Source organism: Desulfosediminicola ganghwensis (assembly GCF_005116675.2).
Classification (GTDB): Bacteria; Desulfobacterota; Desulfobulbia; order Desulfobulbales; family Desulfocapsaceae; genus Desulfopila; species Desulfopila ganghwensis.
In genome coordinates this window covers 208,223-224,509 of record NZ_CP050699.1, presented here as the reverse complement: position 1 = coordinate 224,509, position 16,287 = coordinate 208,223, and the positions used below count along the sequence as shown (strand labels likewise).

At 51.4% G+C, this 16,287-nt stretch carries 14 protein-coding genes; 4 read left to right on the top strand and 10 right to left on the bottom strand.

The features are described from left to right. Nucleotides 1–92: 92 nt before the first annotated feature. The 8 genes from hypD to FCL45_RS00955 all read right to left on the bottom strand — a co-directional run bounded on the left by hypD (nucleotide 93) and on the right by FCL45_RS00955 (nucleotide 10,115). A complete protein-coding gene (hypD, locus tag FCL45_RS00990; RefSeq protein WP_136795443.1) occupies nucleotides 93–1,178 on the bottom strand; it encodes a hydrogenase formation protein HypD in 1,086 nt (361 codons plus the stop codon). Continuing rightward, entirely contained in the window at nucleotides 1,178–1,459 is a 282-nt protein-coding gene (locus FCL45_RS00985; protein WP_136795442.1) for a HypC/HybG/HupF family hydrogenase formation chaperone, read from the bottom strand. The genes hypD and FCL45_RS00985 overlap by 1 nt, the downstream gene beginning before the upstream one ends. Then, nucleotides 1,422–3,818, bottom strand: a complete 2,397-nt coding sequence (hypF, locus tag FCL45_RS00980; RefSeq protein ID WP_167495626.1) for a carbamoyltransferase HypF — start codon at nucleotides 3,816–3,818, stop codon at nucleotides 1,422–1,424. The genes FCL45_RS00985 and hypF overlap by 38 nt, the downstream gene beginning before the upstream one ends. Beyond that, nucleotides 3,796–4,437 (bottom strand): Ni/Fe-hydrogenase, b-type cytochrome subunit, encoded by a 642-nt coding sequence (cybH, locus tag FCL45_RS00975; RefSeq protein ID WP_136795440.1) that lies wholly within the window; start codon nucleotides 4,435–4,437, stop codon nucleotides 3,796–3,798. The genes hypF and cybH overlap by 23 nt, the downstream gene beginning before the upstream one ends. A gap of 60 nt (nucleotides 4,438–4,497) precedes the next feature. Further along, on the bottom strand, nucleotides 4,498–6,198 hold the full coding sequence (locus FCL45_RS00970) for a nickel-dependent hydrogenase large subunit (protein ID WP_136795439.1): 1,701 nt from the start codon (nucleotides 6,196–6,198) through the stop codon (nucleotides 4,498–4,500). A 96-nt stretch (nucleotides 6,199–6,294) separates the two neighbouring features. Continuing rightward, on the bottom strand, nucleotides 6,295–7,371 hold the full coding sequence (locus FCL45_RS00965; protein ID WP_136795438.1) for a hydrogenase small subunit: 1,077 nt from the start codon (nucleotides 7,369–7,371) through the stop codon (nucleotides 6,295–6,297). Nucleotides 7,372–7,747: 376 nt separating this feature from the next. Beyond that, the gene (locus FCL45_RS00960; protein ID WP_136795437.1) at nucleotides 7,748–9,085 is read right to left on the bottom strand and encodes a tRNA nucleotidyltransferase/poly(A) polymerase-related protein; all 1,338 of its coding nucleotides are present in this window, start codon (nucleotides 9,083–9,085) and stop codon (nucleotides 7,748–7,750) included. A 40-nt stretch (nucleotides 9,086–9,125) separates the two neighbouring features. Continuing rightward, nucleotides 9,126–10,115, bottom strand: coding sequence for an NAD(P)H-dependent flavin oxidoreductase (locus FCL45_RS00955; RefSeq protein ID WP_136795436.1), 990 nt, complete (start codon nucleotides 10,113–10,115; stop codon nucleotides 9,126–9,128). A 266-nt stretch (nucleotides 10,116–10,381) separates the two neighbouring features. Between FCL45_RS00955 and hisS the strand changes: the two genes are divergently transcribed. Both hisS and aspS read left to right on the top strand, forming a co-directional pair. Next, entirely contained in the window at nucleotides 10,382–11,635 is a 1,254-nt protein-coding gene (gene hisS, locus FCL45_RS00950; RefSeq protein ID WP_136795435.1) for a histidine--tRNA ligase, read from the top strand. A 149-nt stretch (nucleotides 11,636–11,784) separates the two neighbouring features. Continuing rightward, nucleotides 11,785–13,569 carry an aspartate--tRNA ligase gene (aspS, locus tag FCL45_RS00945; RefSeq protein ID WP_136795434.1) on the top strand — a complete coding sequence of 595 codons (1,785 nt, stop codon included), beginning with the start codon at nucleotides 11,785–11,787 and terminating at the stop codon, nucleotides 13,567–13,569. A gap of 93 nt (nucleotides 13,570–13,662) precedes the next feature. Here the strand turns inward: aspS and FCL45_RS00940 are convergent, their stop codons facing one another. Continuing rightward, nucleotides 13,663–13,917, bottom strand: coding sequence for a hypothetical protein (locus FCL45_RS00940; RefSeq protein WP_136795433.1), 255 nt, complete (start codon nucleotides 13,915–13,917; stop codon nucleotides 13,663–13,665). 218 nt (nucleotides 13,918–14,135) lie between these two features. On the opposite strand from FCL45_RS00940, the gene FCL45_RS00935 reads away from it, so the two are divergent. Continuing rightward, on the top strand, nucleotides 14,136–14,405 hold the full coding sequence (locus tag FCL45_RS00935) for a hypothetical protein (RefSeq protein ID WP_136795432.1): 270 nt from the start codon (nucleotides 14,136–14,138) through the stop codon (nucleotides 14,403–14,405). A gap of 109 nt (nucleotides 14,406–14,514) precedes the next feature. Here FCL45_RS00935 and hslO read toward each other — a convergent pair whose 3' ends face one another. Beyond that, nucleotides 14,515–15,399, bottom strand: a complete 885-nt coding sequence (gene hslO, locus FCL45_RS00930) for an Hsp33 family molecular chaperone HslO (RefSeq protein WP_136795431.1) — start codon at nucleotides 15,397–15,399, stop codon at nucleotides 14,515–14,517. Nucleotides 15,400–15,715: 316 nt separating this feature from the next. Between hslO and FCL45_RS00925 the strand changes: the two genes are divergently transcribed. Continuing rightward, entirely contained in the window at nucleotides 15,716–16,276 is a 561-nt protein-coding gene (locus FCL45_RS00925) for a chalcone isomerase family protein (RefSeq protein WP_136795430.1), read from the top strand. The last annotated feature ends 11 nt before the right edge of the window (nucleotides 16,277–16,287 follow it).

Below are 16,287 nucleotides of genomic sequence, written 5' to 3'. Positions count from 1 at the left end.
TTATATCCAATACGCTATAAAAAACGCTCTATAAAAAACATTACCGTCCAGAAGTCTGGTAAAGAGCACCGACTGCTTTCCAGCAGTTGAACTTAATCCTGGCCGTATTTGAAATAGGCGGCACAGGTGCCTTCACTGGAAACCATACAGGGGCCAATCGGGTTGGCCGGGGTGCAGCGTTTCGCGTAGAGCGGGCAATCTTGAGGGGTGTTGATACCCTTGAGAATCTGACCACACATACAGCCTTTGGCTTCTTCGACTTCCGGCAGTTCGATTTCAAGGCGGACCTGAGCGTCAAACTCCTGGTATTGATCACGAATCTTCAGGCCGGAGCCGGGTATGACGCCGAGGCCACGCCAGTCGGTATCGCAGGGCTCGAAGATTTCATACACCATCTTCTGGGCGCGTGGGTTGCCTTCCCAGTTAACGACACGAGAGTAGACATTCTCAACCTTGATATCGCCGGTGGCGACCTGCCGGGCCAGCATGGAAAGGCTCTTGACGAGGTCAGCGGTTTCAAATCCGGCAACCACACAGGCCAGGCCGAATTTCTCAGCAAGCGGCTGGTATGCTTTGGCCCCGATGATTGACGAGACGTGGCCGGGACAAAGCAGGCCGTCAATTTTCAACTCAGGATCACCGAGCAGGGCGTTCAGGGGAACGGGCATGGTTTTCTGGGTAGAAAACACGTTGAAATTCTGCACATTCTGAACCTTGGCAGCCATGATGGTGGCGGCGATAGTCGGAGTGGTGGTCTCGAAACCAACACCAAGAAAAACGACCAGCTCATCAGGATTGTTTTTGGCAATTTCAAGGGCGTCCATCGGTGAATAAACGATATCAACCCTGGCCCCTCTGGAACTGGCATTGGCAAGGGAGCCGTTGGATCCCGGTACTCGGAACAAGTCACCAAAAATTGCGACCCGCACACCTGGCCTGTCAGCCATGGCGATAAAAGCGTCCATATGTGGAGCTGAGGTAACGCAGACGGGACAGCCGGGACCAGAGACGAGTTCCAAACCATCCGGCAGGATGGAACGGAGTCCGTTTCTGAAAATAGCCATGGTATGGGAGCCGCAGACCTCCATTACCCGCAACGGTTTGGTAACAGAGCGATGAAGTTCCTCAACGAGTGGCTTGATCAGCTCTGCGTCACGATATTCATCATAGTGTTTCATTATTTCAAATCATCCGGGGAGGTGAGAAGTTCTTCCGGCATGGTATCTGCCAGTTGCTTGAGCAAGGCGAGGTTTTTTTTCGCCTCTTCCTCAACCAGGGAGTGAATAGCAAAACCGGCATGTATTATTACGTAGTCGCCTACATTGGGCCAGTGGTCAACGATATCGAGACGAACTTCTTTCTGGATGCCATCGGCGTCGACGGTGGCAAGCTGGCTGGTTGTGAAGTCATCGGGGTTGCCTTCAACCTTGACAACCTTCATGGGTATTGCGAGACACATGCTGCAGACCTCCTGTAATTATCTGGCCAAGGGAGATGCCACCATCATTGATCGGTACATTTTCCCCTGTAAAAACTGCAAATTTCTTAGCGGTCAGCTTTCGTTGTAATCCCTCAAGGAGCAAGCTGTTCTGCATGCAACCTCCGGCAAGGACAACGTTTCTGACAGCGGTGGTAACGGACAACCGCTCAACCAGTTCACAGATGCAGCTGATAAGCTGTAAGTGAAACTGTAAGGCGATCCCGGCCCGGCTCAATCCCTGGGCCTGTGCCTGGAGCGCCAGTGTAACAAATTCCGATGAACATATCTCCCACTTTTCGCCCTTTTTGCACAATGGTGGATTGCCTGCAAGACGCTGAAAATCGGGGATCTGGTGATACCAGGTGTTGGTGGCAGCGGTCCTGGCCAGTGCTTCCAGCTCAATTGCTGCCTGTCCTTCATAGCTTATGGTGTGTCGAACGCCGAGGATGGCGGCCATTGCGTCAAACAGGCGACCACAACTTGAGGTAGTTGGGGTGTTGAAATCTTTCTCGAGCATGGTGTTGATGATTTTGACCTGCCCGCTAGGGATCGGGTGCAGCCCTTTTGGCAACTCATTGGGCGCGCAGGGTTCTCCCCCTCGCATTTGAAACAGCGCGGACAACCCCATTCGCCAGGGTTCGTGGGCCGCAGCGTCGCCACCAGGCTGATGCAGATACTGAAGGTGGGCCAGGCGCTGGTAGCCGGTGAGGTCAGCCAGCAGAATTTCGCCACCCCAGATGGTATTATCAGGACCATAGCCTGTGCCATCGAGAACAACGGCAAGTGTTTGCCCTTCAAGGCCATGCTCCGCCATAACGGCAACTGCGTGGGCATGATGATGCTGAACCTGATAAAGCGGAAGGTCTTTCTTCTTACTCAGTTCAGCGCCATAGTGGCTGCTCATATAGTCGGGGTGCAGATCACAGACCACAATCTCGGGCTCGATCTGGAAGACCTTTTTCAGATGTTCAACAGATTCGCTATAGAAATCAAATGATTCGAGATTAAAAAGGTCACCGATGTGCTGGCTGAGATAGACGGTTTTCTCCTCGCTCAGCGCGAATGTGGATTTCAGGCCGCCACCGCAGCCGATACCTGCCGGTAATTTCCAGGGGATGTCGAGTGGGGTAGGAACGTAGCCCCTCGCCCGGCGGTAAATCTGCGGTCGATGATTGGTAACACGGGCAACTGAGTCGTCAACACGGGTAACGATGTCACGGTTGTGCAGCAGGAACCTGTCTGAGATCGGGGCCAGTCGCTTGAGCGCATCGTCGTTGGCGGTACAGATCGGAGCGCCGCTGGCATTGCCTGAAGTCATAACCAGGACATCAGGACATTCCTTTTGCTGAAAGAGAAGATATTGAAAGGGTGTATAGGGCAGCATCACGCCTAATTCATTCATCTCCGGAGCAAGATCTGACGGCAGAGAGAAGCTGTCTCTCTTTTTAAGCAGTACAATAGGTCGTGCGCCGGAAGTGAGCAGATCCTGCTCTTTATCATCAACAACACAATATTTCCTGACCGTTTCAAGATCAGGCATCATGACTGCCAGCGGCTTATGCGGGCGATTTTTCCTCTCCCTGAGCTTTGCCACGGCCAGTTGGGAGTGACCGTTTACAACCAGGTGAAAACCACCGAGACCGCGCATAGCCACCACCATATCATGGGAAAGTGCGGTTGCGGCCTCGGCCAGGGGGGAGTCGCAGATACGTCTGGTACCGTCCTTGGCATGCCAGAAAAGTTCTGGTCCGCAATGGGCACAGGCGTTGGGCTGGGCATGAAAGCGACGATCGGTGGGGTCCTGGTACTGTTCCAGGCACACCGGGCACATGGGAAAAACCTTCATCGAGGTTTTAGGCCGGTCATAGGGAATCGATTCCACGATGGTTAAGCGTGGCCCACAGTTGGTGCAATTGATAAAAGGGTAGTGGAAGCGATGGTCACCGGGGGTGAGCAGTTCCCGGATACAGTCATCACAGATAGCTATATCTGGTGGTATTGCTGTCTTGGCAGAGTCGCCTGCAACCGAGGCGAGGATGGTAAAAGAATCCTCATGGGCCGGATCGATAGGTTCGACCAGAGGTTTCTCGTCAATTGAAGTGATGCGGGCAAGAGGCGGAGCCTCTGTTTTCAACCCTTCAAGAAAAGAAAATAGCCCGTCGTCGTTGGCGTACGCCCGTATATGGACGCCATCACTGGTATTACTTACAGTACCGTGGATGCCAAGACGAGAGGCTAAGTTGTAGACAAAGGGTCGAAATCCGACACCCTGGACTGTGCCGCGGATGAGGATTTCGAGCCCTTTATGTTCCTGCTTATTTGTGTACGAACTTGTCACCGGTAAAGATAGAGGAAATGATACCCTCAGGCTCTTTCACGTCATTCCAGATACAGAGGTAGACATGGATAAGAGCGAAAATCATGAACCACCACATAGCGATATGATGGATATAACGGCCCCACTGCTGGCTACCAAATATAGCGAGTCCCATCCCCTGCCAGAAAGGAGCTTCAGGGAACAGCATGTAGAAACCACTGACTACCATTAAGATAGCGACGACGAAGGTGAAAAGGTAGGTCAGTCCTGCAATTACATTATGACCTAACCGAACGTCATGTTTATCGGTGATGTACGCGTAGCGCAGGATAGTGCCGAAGAGATTCTTGATGTTGCGTGGTGTGATCGGCAGAATATCCCAGACTCTCTCCTGAGAGTTACCAAAAATGTACAAAAATGCGCGAATAATCAACGCAGATGAGAAGACGTAGCCCGCAACGAAGTGGGTAAAGCGCATCCAGGCCATTGGCCAGCTTGCGCTGCCTTCGATCATTGTGTTGGTCCACGGGGTGTTGATGTAAAAACCCGTGATACACAGAGCCACAATGGAAAGGGCATACATCCAGTGGAACATCCGAAGCAGGATGCTCCATGCTTGCTTCTTTTCATATGTTGCCATTGTATATACCTCCTACGGTAAGTACCGGGAAAGAAAGGTTTCGTGTTCAGGGACCTGTTGTTACAGAGCCTTTACCTTCACCATTTCTTTGCCTTCCGGATCAAGCATATGAACCGCACAGGCGATACATGGATCAAATGAGTGGATGGTACGAAGAACCTCGAGAGGTCTCTCAGGATCAGCAATAGGGTTACCCATGAGAGATGCCTCGTATGGTCCGAGCTGACCTTCTGCATCGCGAGGACCGGCGTTCCAGGTTGAAGGTACAACAGCCTGGTAGTTCTTGATCTTGCCGTCCTGGATAACGATCCAGTGAGAAAGCAGACCACGAGGAGCCTCGTGCACACCAACACCCCGTTGCTCGCCTTTCGGGAAGACAGGTGGGTTGAAGATCTCGTAATCGCCGCTGGCGAGATTGTTTACGAGGTGATCCCAGTGCTCGAGAGCCAGATCCGCCATCATGCCGGCGCGTACTGCACGGGCTGCGTGACGGCCGATGGTGCCGTGCAGGATTTCAGGACCAACCTGAACGCCGGCAACTGCGCTGATACGGCTGAGACACGCGTCAACTGCTTTGACAGTTCTCTCGTGACCCTGTGCGTAACCAACAACCATCTGCGCCAGAGGACCGACCTGCATTGGCTTGCCCTGGAAACGAGGGGCTTTGAGCCAGGTGTACTTGCCATCGTCTTCGAACTCGGTGAACTTCGGATCGGTGGAAGATTCCCACGGATGCTTGGACCAGTCGCCGTCGTACCATGCCTTGGCAATTGATTCCTGTACGTTGTCGATGAAATACTGGTCAGCGATGGTGTTGATTGGCTTGATGGTGCTGAGGTCGCCATCGAAGATGGTACCACCCGGCAGATCGGCCTTGGTTCCTGCTGCATCGAGGAACATGTCAGGAGCCGCCATGTAATTGGTAACACCGGCGCCGTATGGCAGCCAGTCTTTGTACAGTGCACCAACAGCTACAACGTCGGTCATGTAAACCATCTTGATGAAGTCACGTACCTCTTCTACCAGCTGCTTGATGTAGTAGAGACGCTCCATGGTTACCGCAGTCTGGTTCTCAGAGAACAGGTTGGTGGTAACACCACCTACGGAGAGGTTCTGTACGTGTGGGTTCTTGCCGCCGATGATGGCCAGAGCCTGGGTGGCTTTGCGCTGATAGTCGAGAGCTTCCAGGTAATGGGAAACCGCCATCAGGTTTGCCTCGGGTGGCAACTTCATTGCCTCGTGGCCCCAGTAAGCATTGGCAAACGGTCCGAGCTGGCCGCTGGCTACGAGGGTTTTTACTTTGTCTTTTACTGCGGCGAAACGTTTAGGGCTGTTACCGTGCCAGTCGGAAAGGCTGTCGGCCAGTTTTGCAGTGGCGACAGGGTCTGCGTCGAGGGCGGAAACCACGTCTACCCAGTCAAGTGCTGAGAGGGCATAAAAGTGAACGATGTGATCGTGCAGACAATGGATGGACTGAACCATGTTTCTGACGAGCTGAGCGTTCAGCGGGATCTCAAGGCCAAGGGCGTTCTCTACGGAACGAACTGACGCCATGGCGTGAACGGTGGTACACACACCACAGATACGCTGTACGAACAGCCATGCATCACGCGGATCGCGACCTTTCAAGATGTTTTCAAGACCACGGTACATCTGGCCGGAAGACCAGGCTTTTGTGACCTCGCCCCCATCTACTTCTACGTCTACTCTTAAGTGACCCTCGATCCTGGTTACCGGATCAATGGTAATTCTCTGAGCCATGAGCTAAACCTCCATAAAATATTGGTATACCGCTGACGAACTGCATGCAGTATCGTCGTGCAGGTATGAAATTCACTGAACTACGCTGCAGACGAATTATGCTTCGTCGCTACCGCCTTTTCCTTTGATCAGGCCTTTGCCGATACCAACGGCTGCATGAACACCGACAGCTGCTGCGGTAACACCGATGACTTTCTTGCCGATGCTGTCAGCATCTGCGACGATACCGGTACCGGGGATCTTGACCTGAGGCAGTCTCTCGTAGAACGGAGTCATGGTATCCCAGAAGTTTGGCTCAGTACAGCCAATACAACCGTGTCCAACACTTACCGGCCATACGTCGACGTCGTTGAAGCGTACTGCAGGACAGTTGGAAAAAGTCTCCGGACCTTTACAACCGACCTTGTAGAGGCAGTAGCCGAGCTTGTGGAATTCGTCACCGAATTGCTCAACGAAGCGGCCTTCGTCGAAGTGAGCGCGACGCTCGCAGTGGTCGTGAATTCTTCGACCGTATGCGAACTTGGGACGTCCAAGTTTGTCCAGCTCAGGCAGACGATTAAAGGTGAGGTAGTGGAGAATGGTGCCGAGGAAAGAGACAGGGTTCGGTGGGCAGCCGGAGATGTTAACCACTGGCTTGTCAACGAGTTCCTGTACACCGACGGCGCCGGTTGGGTTTGGAGCAGCGGCCTGAACACCACCATAGGTGGCACAGGTGCCGATTGCTATGATCGCGCTGGCCTTCGGTGCTACTTCGGCGAGGATCTCCATAGCGGTCTTGCCGGCGATCATACAGTGAATTCCGTTCTCTTTGGTAGGAATAGCACCCTCGACGACGAGAATGAACGGATGGTTCTGCACGGTGTCATGAAGATTGTGCTCAGCCTGATGACCTGCAGCGGCCATGACGGTTTCATGATAGTCGAGAGAAATAATGTCTAAGATGAGACGGGCCAGATCCGGATGGGAAGAGCGCAGAAGGCTCTCGGTGCATCCTGTACATTCCTGGAAGTGCAGCCAAATAACTCTTGGGCGTTCGCCGGAAGCAGCAGCCTCAACCATTTTGGGAATCACTGCGTCGGACATCCCCAAAGCTGCGGCTGCCATGGTGATACCCTTGAGGAAACCGCGCCGATTAAGTTGCGGATCCAGAGTTGTGTTTACCGTGTCTGCCATATCAACCTCCTATTGCTGTGACAACAATTGTGCGCAAGCGCGCGAATGTGCCGGCACCGCTATGCCGGGCTAAAAATAAGAACAACAACCTCAAAACGCATTTAGCCCTCTTCCCGGAAAGTGCGCCTGAATTCACTAAAGATCCGAAAAAAGGGAGATTACGCAGATTAAGCAATCATAGTTGTACTTAGATATAATTGTTGATAATTGCAAATAAAATGAGTGGGCAATATATCAAAAATGGTTATGCAAAGCACTACAATTAATGAACAAAAAGATAAATAACCATAATAATAAGCACTTGCGCGATATAGGAGAAAAAGAGGAGGGCAGGGCTCCGGGCATCTCCGTTGTGCAAGTTGTTCAAAGAGGACGGTTACTTTTTAAAGCCAAAAATGCCTTTTTTTGACCTGGGCGCAAAAGCGGGTCGGTTGCGCTGGCTGGAGACGTGCTTGGCATTGTGCTCGGTTGGCGTCTTGTGCAAGCTGTGCACTATCTCGAGATGTTCTTCGCTCACTTCTTTGTCGGCAGTGATTTCCATGTAACAGCGGTAGAAAAGCAGGCAGCGTTTGAAGTAACTTTTCTTGCGAAGCCACTTGGGCCAGGAGTTGTTCTGGCGGTGATGGATGAGAGAGTTGAGGTTGGTCAGCAGAGTGGTCATCTCCTGCCGGAGGGAGCGCCGGAGGTTCAGTTGGACTCCGAGCAGGTTATCTATATCGGCACGTATTCTCTTGCTGGTGTGAAAGAGTTCCGGACCTTTGAATTGTTTTGAAAAGATGCCGTATTTGATTTCTGCCCACGGGATCAGGATCAGCGCCATCATAAAAAAGTCAGGTTGCCTGGAGACATTGTTCGATACGGCTATATTGTTTACCCTGTCAATGGTGGCGAAAACCTTGTGCAGCTGCTCCTGGCAACCGGTACTGCCATGTACCTTTGCGTCTATAGTTTTGCGGTAAATAGGGAAGAGGTCGCAAAATATATCTGTCTCTATGCAGAGCTTGAACCATGGTTCCGCAGCGCCGCTGTAGATGTCCTTAAGGGTCTCATCCCTTAGTCGGGACGGAGGGCAGAGCAGGAGTTTTTTATGGTTGTCGCAAATCGCCTTGAGAGAGGTTTCCTCAATGCTGAAATTGTTGCGGGCCGCATGTCGAATGGCTCGCATGGCCCGGACCGGATCCCGGTTGATGCGCTTCTGGGGGTCACCGACAATGCGTATGATGCAGGCATCGAGATCATCAACGCCTCTGACATAATCGATAATAGTCTGATTCTCGATCTCGTAAAAAAGGGAGTTGATCGTCAGATCACGCCGCTGGGCATCTTCATCGAGACTGCCGAAGGTGTTATTGGGAGCCAGTACCGCTTCAGGTCCGTCAAGGTCGTGCTCGCTTAAGGAGCGCAGGGTCGAAACCTCGATTATGGAACCACTTCGGCAGATAACCTGTACCAGTCGGAATCTTCTTCCGATGGTTTTTGAATTGGGGAAAAGCTTCCTGATCTGGCCGGGGCGGGCGTTGGTGCTGATGTCGAAATCCTTGGGCTTTTTGCCAAGGTAGAGATCGCGCACTCCACCACCGACCAGGTAGGCTGAAAATCCGGCCTTGTTGAGCTTTTTCAGCACGAAAAGAGCATCCGCCGAGATTTGCTCGGGGGTGATCGGATGCTCTTTAGATGTAATTATACGGATGGAATTTGTGGTCGTGCCAGGCATAGCTGAAACTTCCTTAGTATGTACCGTGGCAACAATCAGGTCAGGATGCCGCTGGAGCGAATCCGATTCCTTCCTTGTATACCGCTTCTGCCTGTTCTTTGAATTGGTTGAAAATCTCAGAAACGGGCAGAATATTTTTCATCTTATAAGTATTTGAACCAGCAAACACCAGGCCTTCATCAATGTTTCCATCGCGCGATGCGATAAGGCGCTCGCTAATACAGTAGTGGTGATCACACTTCTTGAGACACTTGTGAACGCATCTTTTGGTGCTGTGATCCTCACCGCTGTTTTTACCGGAGACAAAAGGCGTGTTGATGGCTCTGCCAGGAAGACCTACGGGCGAAGAAGTAAGGACAATGTCCTCCTTGCCTGCGTCCAGGTAGGCCTGTTTGAATTTGTCACTTACGTCGCACTCCTCACTGAGCACGAAGCGGGAAGCGATTTGAACGCCGTCGGCGCCGTATTTGTCCATCATTTCGGCCATTTCATAGCCGTTGCTGATGCCGCCGGCAGCGATGAGCGGAATGTTTTTCACTGCATCACGGATGGATGGGAAAATCTCTCTCAGAGGTTTGTCGGTGCCAAGGTGACCGCCGGCCTCTGCAGCTTCGGCGATAATGGCAGACGCACCAAGCTTTTCAGCCAGCTTTGCCAGTGATGGTGAGGATACAATCATAACGATCGGAACATTGTGCTCTTTGCCGATCTTGAAGATATCCCTGGAAAAACCTGCACCGGTTACGATCATGTCGATTCCGGATTCGATGGAGCCCATGACGTTGTTGTAGAAATTCTTCATGGCGTACATGATATTTACGCCTACAACGCCGTCTGTCATGGCCTTTGCTTTTCGGATGTCTTCCTGCAATTCCTCGGCCGGGATGGCGGAGCCGCCAATAATTCCGATGCCGCCGCAGTTAGCGACCGGCGCTGCCAAAGATGAGGTTGAAACCCGGATTGACATACCACCCTGCAAAAGAGGGAACGGTACAGTGAATTTGCCTATAGTTAGTGATGGTAACTTCATGTACGTCAATACTCCTGTTAAATATTAGTGTAGTAGCAGGACGGATAATGCCCCTCTTGCCTGTTTTTGTCAAGCGGGCAGATATTGCGACACTACAGGCATATGAATACCTTGGGGATGTTTGTATGTAAGCGCGCGACTTATGGTGAGGGTTTTGCAACGTTTTTGGGCTTTCCTTGACAAAGTCGGAAATTTGCGTTTTATTTTATGCTTTTTTGATTATCAGCAGAACAATTCCACTCTTTCCCAGAATTGGAGGGACTTTGATGAAGCTCAAGGCCCTGAATGGCTTTAAAGATATACTTCCCGCAGATGTCGCGCTCTGGATGCGCGTCGAAGCGACGGTTCGCGATATAGTATCACGGTTTCAGTTTTCAGAGATACGTTTGCCAATACTCGAGAAAACTGAGCTTTTTGCACGCTCTATAGGTGAAGCAACGGATATCGTAGAAAAAGAGATGTACAGCTTTGTCGATAAAGGGGTTACCATGCGCCCTGAAGCGACAGCTCAGATTATTCGTGCCTATATCGAGCACGGACTTTATGTGCAGCGGCCGATTCAGCGAATTTTCACCATAGGACCGATGTTCCGTCATGAGCGTCCGCAGAAAGGTCGCCTCAGGCAATTTCACCAGGTGAGTGCAGAGGTAATCGGTGCCGACCATCCCCGGGTCGATGCGGAAGTGATGGCAATGTCCGCCATGATTTTCAGCGAATTGGGAATCTCGGTCAGCCTGGAGATGAATTCCCTGGGTTGCCGCGAGTGCCGTCCTGCGTATAAGGAAAAATTACTGGCGTTTCTCAGTGAAAGAATTGATCACCTCTGTGATGACTGCAAGAGACGCAGCTCAACAAATCCCTTGAGAGTGCTGGATTGCAAAAAGCCGGGATGTCGTGAGCAAGTGGCAGATGCTCCTTCCATCGTAGAGAATCTTTGTGCCGGCTGCGACGAGCACTTCGGTGCCGTTCGCAGCAGCCTTGAACAACTTGGTGTCGACTATCAGGTAAACAAGTTCATGGTTCGCGGACTTGATTACTATTGCAGAACTACTTTCGAGTTTATCACTGGCGATCTGGGTGCCCAGTCTGCAGTGTGTGCCGGTGGCCGTTATGATGGCCTGGTTGAACAGCTGGGCGGGCCGAAAAAAATAGGCGGTATCGGTTTCGGCCTCGGCCTGGAGCGACTGGTTCTCCTGCTGCAGCAGAAAGAACAGGATCAGGGACGACCAAATGAACTCGATCTGTTTATTGCCGGCCTCGGAGAGGAGGCAGTTCGTCTCTGCTACGGTCTGGTCAATGAGTTGCGCGTGACGGGACTGCGTGTCGGTCTGGATCACGAGGGGCGAAGCCTGAAGAGTCAGATGAAACAGGCGGACAAGGCCGGTTCGAATTACGTGCTTATTGTCGGTGATGATGAACTGGCAAAAGGCACAGGTGTACTTAGAAACATGGGAAATCAGGAGCAGATCAATATCGCTCTTGATGCTGCAGCCATTCAGCAGCAGCTGGCCGGCGCATAACCGACCAGGGCCCTGGCAAGATTTTATACGATATTTTTTAAAATATAATAACACTGTGAACTGTATGGCCGGACAACCTGTCCGGCCACCAGATAATCTACCTCTCTGCCTGTTCACGGCAGAGAACAATTTAACCTGACTGACGAATCATGGAATCAATGGGAAGCTTAGTCCGGTCGCATTCCTGCAATGCACTCGGCAAGGACAATATCGGAGAAGAAGTCACACTGATGGGCTGGGTCCTGCGCAGACGTGACCACGGTGGTGTAATTTTTATCGACCTTCGCGACCGTGAAGGTATTACCCAGGTGGTATTTAATCCGGAGGTGAATCCGGAGACCCACGCTAAGGCGCACCAGCTGAGAAGTGAGTGGGTTCTTGCCGTAAAGGGCCGAGTTGAAGCCCGTCCGGGTGATATGGCTAATCCCAAGCTGGCAACCGGCGAGATTGAGGTGTTGATCGATGATCTGCGTATACTCAACTCCAGCCAGACCCCGCCATTCCCGCTGGATGAGGAAACCGAGGTCTCCGACAACCTGCGCCTGCAATATCGCTATCTCGATCTGCGGCGGCCGGAGATGGCTTCAAACCTGATCATGCGCCACAAGGCAGTGCAGTCCATCCGCAATTATCTCAACGATAATGGCTTCCTGGATATTGAAACTCCGATGTTGACCCGTTCAACTCCGGAAGGTGCGAGGGACTACCTGGTGCCGAGCCGGGTAAACGCCGGTAAATTTTATGCCCTTCCCCAGTCTCCGCAGCTCTTTAAGCAGCTGCTGATGATTGCCGGTATGGATCGTTATTACCAGATCGTCAAATGTTTCCGTGATGAAGATCTCCGTGCCGATCGCCAGCCTGAGTTTACCCAGATCGATATGGAGCTTTCCTTTGTCGACGAGGAGCAGGTCATTGCCATGACCGAAGGCATGATCGCCAAGCTGTTCAAGGATACTCTCGGTATTGATTTCAAGCCGCCATACGCCCGTATGAGCTACGACGAGTCAATGTCCCGCTTCGGTACCGACCGTCCGGATACCCGCTTCGGCCTGGAGTTGATCGATCTGACCGATATAGCCAAGGAGTGCAGCTTCAAGGTATTCCGTTCAATTGCCGATGGTGGCGGTACCGTCCGCGCGATCAACGCCAAGGGCTGTGCGAGCTTCTCCAGAAAGGATCTCGATGATCTGACTGATTATGTTATCCAGTACGGCGCCAAAGGTCTGGCCTGGGTGAAGATGAAGGCGGATGGCGAGTGGCAGTCACCGATTGCCAAATTCTTCAGCGAGGAAGAGCGTACTGCTATCGCAGAGGCTCTTGGTGCAGAAGAAGGCGATGTTCTCTTCTTCGGTGCAGATAGTAAGAAGGTTGTCTTCCAGTATCTCGGCGAGCTTCGCCTTGAACTGGCCCGTCGCCTCGACCTGCTGAAAAAAGATGAGTTTAACTTCATCTGGGTCACCGACTTTCCGCTGGTTGAATATGATGAGAAGGACAAACGTTTCCAGGCGCTGCATCACCCCTTCACAGCCCCGAAAGAAGAAGATCTGGATAAGCTCGAGAGTGATCCCGGCGCGGTATACAGCCGGGCCTACGATCTGGTGCTGAACGGTACCGAGATCGGCGGTGGGTCCATCCGTATCCACCAGCGGGATGTCCAGGCCAAAGTGCTTGATGCGCTTGGTATTGGTGAAGAAGAGGCAAACGATAAGTTCGGCTTCCTGCTTAAGGCTCTTGAGCTTGGTGCTCCGCCCCATGGTGGTCTTGCTTTTGGTCTCGACCGTCTGCTTATGCTGATTTGCGGTTGTAGCTCCATCCGTGACGTAATCGCTTTCCCGAAAACACAGAAGGCGACCTGTCCGCTCACCGAGGCACCTTCTTCGGTGGACAGAAAACAGCTCACTGAGTTGTATCTCCGTCCTGATTGGAAAGAGTAAGTACCTGTTTATAGCCCCGGGCAGCCAACGCTGTTCCGGGGTTTTTTATTGGCTGAACATTGTCGAATGGCTCCGCTGATGGGGCCCATTCTCTCAGCCACCCCAGCCGTGTTCTGCGAGCTGGATCAGAAACAGCCAGCCGCATGCCAGAAATATGGCAGTAATCAAGAGTGTGGTAAGGCCGTATTGCAACATCTCCCACCCCCTGCGAACGAATGTTTTGCTCTCCCCAACGAACAACCTTTTGAACAAGGTCGATATTTCAGCTCGTAACTGGAAGGCAGCAGTTATTGAACATATTGAGAATGCAGGTGCTGTGCTGACGGTAGACTGTGATTTGTTCCCCATTTTTTCTTCTCCCTTAGTAGTGTTCTGACAAGGAGTATAAAGGGGGAGGGGTATCATAGAGTGACCTCCCTCGATTTTTTTATATAAAGGCGGCCTTTCAGTGGTTTGGTATGTCTTGAATGACGGTGGAGCGTGCCTACATTGTAGGTATGCAGAAGCAAACGTTCGTGCTGATGCAGTCAATATCAGAGTGATAGATATCTATCGGAGGTGAAATCATGGCTCAGAAGCTTATGGGCAGAGAGGCCATTTGCAGGAAAATAGAAAGCATCATGCCTGAAGCGGGTACGTGTGGTTCGGATTATACGGTAGAGTATGACTGGAAACGCGGCGCCTGGGTGGTTGATCTTAAGCGAGGCAACAAGCATCTGAAAACGTTTGTTGAGGATTTTGAGGCAAAGGCTTGCCTGGAGAAAGACAGATGTATTCCCCTGGGAGTGCAGGTCGGACAATTAAAGCGCAACCTCAAGCTTTACGGTAAGTCCTGACAAAAACAGATAAAAAAAGAAAAATCCGCTGGCAGAGGCATGATTTATGTCTTTGCCAGCGGATTCTTTCGTCATGAAAATAGTTGCATGTAGCAATTTTACGCTGAAGTTACTGTTTGGAGCTGCCTGAAGAGATCATTCTTTCGAGGTCCGACCGGTCGAAATGATAGTTGTCACGGCAGAATTCACATTGCACATCCGCTCCACCCTCGTTCTCCAGCAGATGTTGTAACTCCTGTTTGCCAAGAGAAAACACGGCCCTCTCCATTTTTTCCACACTGCAACTGCATTGATAGATCAGGTCGGTACTAGCGGTGGAATGGTGAGGTATTTCCGCAAAAAGCTGGCTTAGTATCTCTGCCGGGGTATTACCAGAGAGCAACATTTGACCAACAGAGTCAAGGCTGTTCACCCGTTTTTCAAGATAACCTATGATCTCTTCATCCACAGGGGGCAGGGCCTGAATAAGATAACCGCCCGCAGCGCTGACAGTTCCGTCAGGCTGAAGATGGATGGAGAGCCCAACAACCGATGGGGTTTGTTCTGATTCCAGCAGGTAGAAAGCAATGTCCTCACCAATTTCACTGGTGTAGAGTTGTGTCATCCCCTGATATTTCCGCTTGCCGCCGATATCCTTGGTGACGGTCAGAAAACCAGCCCGGCCGAGACCGGAAGCCACATCCACGGCGCCATTCTTTAAAGGAACATCTGCCTGGGGATTGGCAACATAGCCCCGGGCCCAGCCATCATAGCCGGCTTCGGTTATGATCTTACCCAGGGGACCGCTCCCTTCAAATTTTAACTGAACATACTGGCCATCTTTCATGAGTGCTGCCAACAGTGCCGAACCGGTAAGTGCCCTGCCGAGAGCAGCTGCAGCGGTAGGGCCGACATCGTGTTTTCTGCAGGCCTCATTAACAAGTCTGGTGGTGTCGCAGGCAAGGCCGAAGAACTTACCGTCATCGGCGATGACGCGGTGAAGAATATCTTTCATAAATTTATTACTATACGTAGTTATAGATATGGGGGTTATGTTGAACGTCAATCAGTATACCCTATAATCATGCACCTATCATGTGGCAAACCACAGAAATTCTTTTCCTGATAGATAATTTGGAGTATATATAACTGGTTGCAGTTAACGTAAGATGGAAGAGAGGGTAGGGGGATTCTCAAGAGTATTTTGTTAGAAAAACGGCTTGATAAGGTATTTCAGTGCCTGCGGGTTACAGATTTCTTAGTTTCGACAAAATGTTCATGAGAAATTCCGGTAAGGAGAAAATCGAAACCTTTGAGAGGGAGGAGATTGTATGCGTTTAATTCTGGCTATTGGCATGACGCTGCTGTTGGCAGCATCCGGTTTTGCAAAGGACATTGCAGGGGTATCTGTGGCCGAGAGCCTGGCGGGAAAAGATGGGGTAACCCTGAACCTGAACGGTGCCGGTATACGGTCAAAGATGTTTTTCAAGATCTATATCGCAGAGCTTTACCTCGAAAATCCGGCAAAAGATGCGGCGGCAGTCATAGCCGATGAGGGGCAGAAGATGATGGTGATGCACTTCCTCTACGATGAGGTGAGCGCTGAAAAACTTGTCGGTGCCTGGAATGAAGGGTTCGAAGGGAATCTGAGCGAAGATGTGAGAGCAGCAATGGCTGATCGGATCGAAAAATTCAACTCGATGTTCGTCACAGTCAAAAAAGGTGATCAGATTGTGCTGAACTATATCCCGGGACAAGGCGTTGCTGTGACGGTGGCAGGAGTCGAAAAAGGGGTGGTTGAAGGCAAGGACTTTGCGGACGCAATGTTCGCAATCTGGCTTGGAGATAAGCCTGTTACCAAGGACCTGAAGAAAAAGTTGCTCGGTTCTTGAAAGAATTGAGC

Bases quoted from the DNA above. Each gene is read 5' to 3' on its own strand.
- hypD (WP_136795443.1), bottom strand. From the start codon at position 1,178: ATGAAACACTATGATGAATATCGTGACGCAGAGCTGATCAAGCCACTC.
- FCL45_RS00985 (WP_136795442.1), bottom strand. From the start codon at position 1,459: ATGTGTCTCGCAATACCCATGAAGGTTGTCAAGGTTGAAGGCAACCCC.
- cybH (WP_136795440.1), bottom strand. From the start codon at position 4,437: ATGGCAACATATGAAAAGAAGCAAGCATGGAGCATCCTGCTTCGGATG.
- FCL45_RS00970 (WP_136795439.1), bottom strand. From the start codon at position 6,198: ATGGCTCAGAGAATTACCATTGATCCGGTAACCAGGATCGAGGGTCAC.
- FCL45_RS00965 (WP_136795438.1), bottom strand. From the start codon at position 7,371: ATGGCAGACACGGTAAACACAACTCTGGATCCGCAACTTAATCGGCGC.
- FCL45_RS00960 (WP_136795437.1), bottom strand. From the start codon at position 9,085: ATGCCTGGCACGACCACAAATTCCATCCGTATAATTACATCTAAAGAG.
- FCL45_RS00955 (WP_136795436.1), bottom strand. From the start codon at position 10,115: ATGAAGTTACCATCACTAACTATAGGCAAATTCACTGTACCGTTCCCT.
- hisS (WP_136795435.1), top strand. From the start codon at position 10,382: ATGAAGCTCAAGGCCCTGAATGGCTTTAAAGATATACTTCCCGCAGAT.
- aspS (WP_136795434.1), top strand. From the start codon at position 11,785: ATGGAATCAATGGGAAGCTTAGTCCGGTCGCATTCCTGCAATGCACTC.
- FCL45_RS00940 (WP_136795433.1), bottom strand. From the start codon at position 13,917: ATGGGGAACAAATCACAGTCTACCGTCAGCACAGCACCTGCATTCTCA.
- FCL45_RS00935 (WP_136795432.1), top strand. From the start codon at position 14,136: ATGGCTCAGAAGCTTATGGGCAGAGAGGCCATTTGCAGGAAAATAGAA.
- hslO (WP_136795431.1), bottom strand. From the start codon at position 15,399: ATGAAAGATATTCTTCACCGCGTCATCGCCGATGACGGTAAGTTCTTC.
- FCL45_RS00925 (WP_136795430.1), top strand. From the start codon at position 15,716: ATGCGTTTAATTCTGGCTATTGGCATGACGCTGCTGTTGGCAGCATCC.